General features: G+C 49.0%; 5 protein-coding genes. 2 read left to right on the forward strand and 3 right to left on the reverse strand.

From position 1 onward, the window contains the following. Positions 1 to 9: 9 nt before the first annotated feature. The 3 genes from ON064_RS16975 to ON064_RS16985 form a co-directional block, all read right to left on the reverse strand. Positions 10 to 1,653: an SLC13 family permease gene (locus ON064_RS16975; protein WP_274625697.1), complete on the reverse strand. Its 1,644-nt coding sequence runs from the start codon at positions 1,651 to 1,653 to the stop codon at positions 10 to 12. A 226-nt stretch (positions 1,654 to 1,879) separates the two neighbouring features. After that, complete coding sequence (locus tag ON064_RS16980; RefSeq protein WP_121298588.1) at positions 1,880 to 2,068, reverse strand: hypothetical protein; 189 nt, start codon at positions 2,066 to 2,068, stop codon at positions 1,880 to 1,882. 62 nt (positions 2,069 to 2,130) lie between these two features. Continuing rightward, positions 2,131 to 2,607: a metal-dependent hydrolase gene (locus ON064_RS16985; protein ID WP_274625698.1), complete on the reverse strand. Its 477-nt coding sequence runs from the start codon at positions 2,605 to 2,607 to the stop codon at positions 2,131 to 2,133. Positions 2,608 to 2,711: 104 nt separating this feature from the next. On the opposite strand from ON064_RS16985, the gene ON064_RS16990 reads away from it, so the two are divergent. Further along, the gene (locus ON064_RS16990; RefSeq protein WP_101191495.1) at positions 2,712 to 3,341 is read left to right on the forward strand and encodes a YfbR-like 5'-deoxynucleotidase; all 630 of its coding nucleotides are present in this window, start codon (positions 2,712 to 2,714) and stop codon (positions 3,339 to 3,341) included. A gap of 84 nt (positions 3,342 to 3,425) precedes the next feature. Then, positions 3,426 to 4,742 carry a hemolysin family protein gene (locus ON064_RS16995; RefSeq protein ID WP_274625699.1) on the forward strand — a complete coding sequence of 439 codons (1,317 nt, stop codon included), beginning with the start codon at positions 3,426 to 3,428 and terminating at the stop codon, positions 4,740 to 4,742. Positions 4,743 to 4,959 lie beyond the last annotated feature (217 nt).

Consider the following 4,959-nt stretch of genomic DNA (forward strand, 5'->3'; position numbering starts at 1 on the left):
TCTTCTAGTTTATTCCAGGAATCTTGCAGGCGTACTCAATAAATCGATGCCCCAGACGAGCGGCAGGAAGTAGTAGACAGCGAGGCCGACAAAAACGATCCCGAAAACGTTCAGGATAAAGCCGGCACGAGCCATATCGATGATTTTCAAATAACCCGACCCGAAGACGACGGCATTTGGCGGTGTTGCCACCGGCAGCATAAATGCACAGGACGCTGTCACAGCAGCCGTTACCATCAGCGCATACGGATGGATGCCGAGCGCGACTGCCAACGAAGCCATGATTGGGAACATCATCGACGCAGTAGCGGTATTGGAAGTGATTTCTGTCAGGAACAGCACGAATGCCGCAACGACTAGAACGATAATCAGGACATTAACTCCTTGCAAGCCGATCAATTGGCCTCCTACCCATTCAGAGAGCCCTGATTGAGTAAAGCCTGCAGCAATCGCCAAACCGCCCCCAAAGAGCAATAAGATCCCCCATGGCAATTTAACGGCTGTCGACCAGTCCAGCAAATGGTCGCCTTGACGGTTTTTCGACGGAATCGCAAACAAAATCAGTGCAGCAATCAATCCGACCATCGCATCGTTCAAGCCAGGCAAAAATTCCACCAATAGGAACGAGCGGGTGATCCAAGCAAAAGCTGCCAGCAGGAAGATCAAAAAAACGATTTTTTCTTCATAGGAAGCGTTGCCGAGCTCCGTCTTTTGCTCTTTAATGACGGCACTTCCCCCTGGCAACTCTTTTAATTTCAGCGGAAAAGCTATTTTAATTAGATAAAACCAAGCCACAAAGATAAAGATCCAGGCAAGCGGCACGCCGAACAGCATCCATTCGGCAAAAGTGATTTCAATGCCATAGATTTCATTGACTGCACCGGCAAGCAAAGTGTTCGGCGGCGTCCCGATTAACGTCGCGATTCCGCCAAGAGATGCGGAATAGGCAATGCCTAGCATGAGCGCTTTGCCAAAGCTGAAGTTTTCTCTAGACGTATCGATGGAATCGTCATGCTTCAACGCTTCCGATACCTGGTAGATAATCGCCAAGCCGATCGGCACCATCATCATGGCCGTGGCTGTGTTGGAAATCCACATAGACAAGAAGCCGGTCGCCACCATGAACCCGAGAATGATGCGTTCTGTGTTTGTGCCGATCAAGGCGATGATGGTCAAGGCAATGCGTTTGTGCAAATTCCATTTTTCCATCGTCAAGGCGATCATGAAGCCTCCCATGAACAGGAAAATCGTGTCGTTTCCATAAGCGGATGTGGTCTCCCCTACGTCCAATCCCCCGGTTAACGGAAACAGCACAATCGGCAAGAGCGAAGTTGCCGGGATCGGAATCGCTTCTGTTATCCACCATGTAGCGATCCAAATGGTGCTCGCCAGGATTGCTTTCGCTTCCGGTGTCAAGCCTTCCGGATTCACGAACAGCATCGTTAAAATGAACAGCAAAGGGCCGAGGAACAGCCCGATCAACTGCGGCGTATTGTAACTTTTCTTTTTGAAGCGTTCATCGTATGTACCTGCGTCTTCTGCACGGTCACGCTCATCTCCTGGGGAAGTCGAGCCGGGCTTGGCGAAAAAGTGCAGCATATCTTTTGCCTGATGATGTTTTTCCCACATCCAGTTCCACGTCGTTGAAATCATCTCATCACTCCATTTTTTAAAAAATTGTTTAATTATTCCATCCGCTTTAGTGTATCCGTTTTCATTTTTTAGGACAAGTACTGTACTGAGGTCTGACCTGTGAACTTTCCTTTTTTGAACTCCCCGCTTTTTATCCGTTTTTTGCTATCCGGTAATGCTTCGCCTAATTAAGCATTAGCTAAAAAAGAAGCTACCGGGCAATTTCCGGCAGCTCCTGTTCATGCTATTATTTGCTTTCCGATTCGCCGATCGGATTTCGTTCATCGCCGACGCCGGTATTGCTGTGGGCGCCTTCTTTTCTCATCTTCTGGCCGTCTTCCTGCGATTCACGGTCAATCCCTTCGAACTCTTCACGTTTTCTTCGGTCCGTATTCCTCGATGGGTTGGCATCTCTGGAAAATTCATCTCTAGGCATTGCGCTTCCTCCTCCTGGACTGCTTTCCCCTCCTATTCCCTAAGAACATCGCTTAAAACGTATTATGACAAGTTGAACAGCCCATAGCCGAAATAAACCGACAGGACCGACAAGGCAGCGAACACTAGATGTTCCACAAAGCTGCCGGTCGATGTCGTAAGCGGCAAGCGTACCGTTACGCGCAGCGGAAATAAAAGCTTCACGCCCCGTTTCGTCGCCATATCCAATACGATGTGGCTGATCATGCCGACGAGAATGCCTGCCGCCAAAGCTTCATTTGGCAGCACCGCTTGAAACAATGCCGTCATGAGCAGCAGAAACAGCAGGCTATGGGTGAAAGTCCGATGGCCGAACAATGTGCTGATCAGTTTCGATAAGATTGGCAGGCTCCTGCCGATTTTGCTCGATCCGTGGCAAATATCGGGAATCAACGCCCCGGCCACTCCGCCGATCAATAAGATGGCCGGTTCGTAATGGGAAACTTGCGCAAATGCCAGGCTTGCTGCGATGCCGCCCGTGATGTGTGTTTTTCCTGTCATAGCTGATTGCGCTCCTTTTCCGTTTGAATCACTCTATAATTTCTATTATACCGTTTTTCGGGTATGCTGAAGACATCGAAATCAGCAAAAAGGAGTCGTTTTTCATGGGAATACATCGTTTTTTCACCTCATTAAATGATTTGGAGCGGATCATCCGGGCCCCGGGCAGGTTCAAGTTTGAAGAGCATAACGTCGCCGCGCATTCCTGGAAAGTCAGCCAGTATGCGATGTTTTTCGCGACGATTGAAGAGCGCGAAGGCCGACCTGTCGACTGGAAATCCCTGTACGAGCGGACCATCAACCATGACTTTGCCGAAGTATTTATCGGGGACATCAAAACCCCCGTGAAATATGCATCCCCTGAACTCAAGGAAATCCTTGCGAGAGTCGAGGAAGGGATGATGGAAAAATTCATCCTGAAAGAAATTCCGGAAGAATTCCAGGAAGTCTTTTTTGACCGCATGAAAGAAGGCAAGGACGAGTCGCTCGAAGGCCGGCTATTGGAATTCGCCGATAAGCTCGACCAATTCTACGAAGCGTTTGCAGAACTGAAGCGCGGCAATACCGATAAGGAATTCCTGAAAATGTACCGGATTGCGCTCAGCAAGATCCTCGATCTTCCGCTTACCGCGAGTGTCACTTATTTCCGCGAAGTGATACTCGATGACATCATGACAGAAGATACGGCAATTGATATCCGCAAAATTACAAAGCGCGTTCTCGATGCACATTGATACAATTCCTCAGCACCATTAAGTAAATTGTGATAAATTAAAAGAAACTATCTCGGAGGTGAATCCCTTATCTAAGGGAATTTATTGGACCCCATACTTTTACTGAATTTAGCTCTTCTCGTCTTACTCATTGCATTAACCGCATTTTTCGTCGGTACGGAATTTGCTGTCGTCAAAGTCCGCATGTCACGCATCGAGCAGCTGATTGAGGAAGGCAATAAAAAAGCCGTCACTGTCAAGAAAGTCGTCAGTGACCTGGACTATTATTTGTCCGCTTGCCAGCTTGGCATCACCGTGACCGCCCTCGGCCTCGGATGGCTCGGGGAACCGACTGTCGAACGGCTGCTTCATCCGTTATTCGACTGGCTCGGTGTCCCCTCAGCGGTTTCGACGATCGTCTCGTTCGCATTCGCTTTTGCACTGGTGACATTTTTGCATGTCGTCATCGGTGAATTGGCGCCAAAATCGCTGGCATTGCAATTTGCGGAACGAATGACTTTGTCGCTGGCCCCCGCGCTTTATATCTTCGGGAAAATCATGTATCCGTTCATTTTCGTCTTGAACGGCTCTGCCCGCCTGCTGCTTCGCATGTTCGGTGTTGAACCTGCCGGCGAACAGCAAGCCCATTCAGAGGAAGAACTGAAGATCATCATGGCGCAGAGCTTCCAAAGCGGTGAAATCAACCAGACGGAGCTTTCCTATATGCAGAATATCTTTGCATTCGACGAGCGCAGCGCCAAGGACGTCATGATCCCGCGCACGCAAATGGTCGCTTTTCCGGACGATTTGTCCACTGATGAATTGCTGGCTGAACTTCGTGAGCACCGCTTTACACGCTACCCGATTGCACGCGACGGTGATAAAGACGATTTGATTGGCTTCATCAATGCTAAGGAAGTATTGACTCATTATGCAATCAATAACGATGTTCAAATGATGGAACTTGTCCATGACCTTCCGTATTTCCACGAAACCACACCGCTTCAGATGGCGCTTGTGAAAATGCAGAAAGACCGCACCCATATCGCACTTGTCATTGATGAATACGGCGGCACGTCCGGCCTGATCACGATGGAAGATATTCTCGAGGAGATCGTCGGGGAAATACGGGATGAGTTTGATGAAGAAGAGGAAGCTGAAATCGTGAAAGAAAGCGACACCCGCTACGTGGTGAATGGCCGTGTCCTATTGAAAGACCTGGAAGAGCGATTCAGCCTGAAATTCGCGGACAGCGACGAAATCGATACCATTGCGGGCTGGATGCAGCATCAGCTCATCGAAGCCGAAGCCGGCGATTCATTCGAAAAAGGCGGCTACCAATGGGAAATCATTGCGATGGAAAATCACCATATCCTCAAAATTGCATTCGAGAAAATTGAAGAACCGGAAATCAACGTGTGAACAGGGCTGCCTATAGGCGGTTTCGTTTACATAGTGTTGAAGAAGTCTATTAGTCAGTAATAACTTGATAGGAAATAATCTTCTCGACATTCAAGAATCAATGATCTATCTAAGTATTTGTAGAAGCGTTCGCTCGACTCGAGTGGATCAGCGAGACGACCGCGACCCCGCAAGCAGCGAAGCGGCTGAGGAGGCTTGGGCGCGAGCCCACGGAAAG

It is taken from the genome of Planococcus sp. A6 (assembly GCF_028823615.1).
Lineage (GTDB): Bacteria > Bacillota > Bacilli > Bacillales_A > Planococcaceae > Planococcus.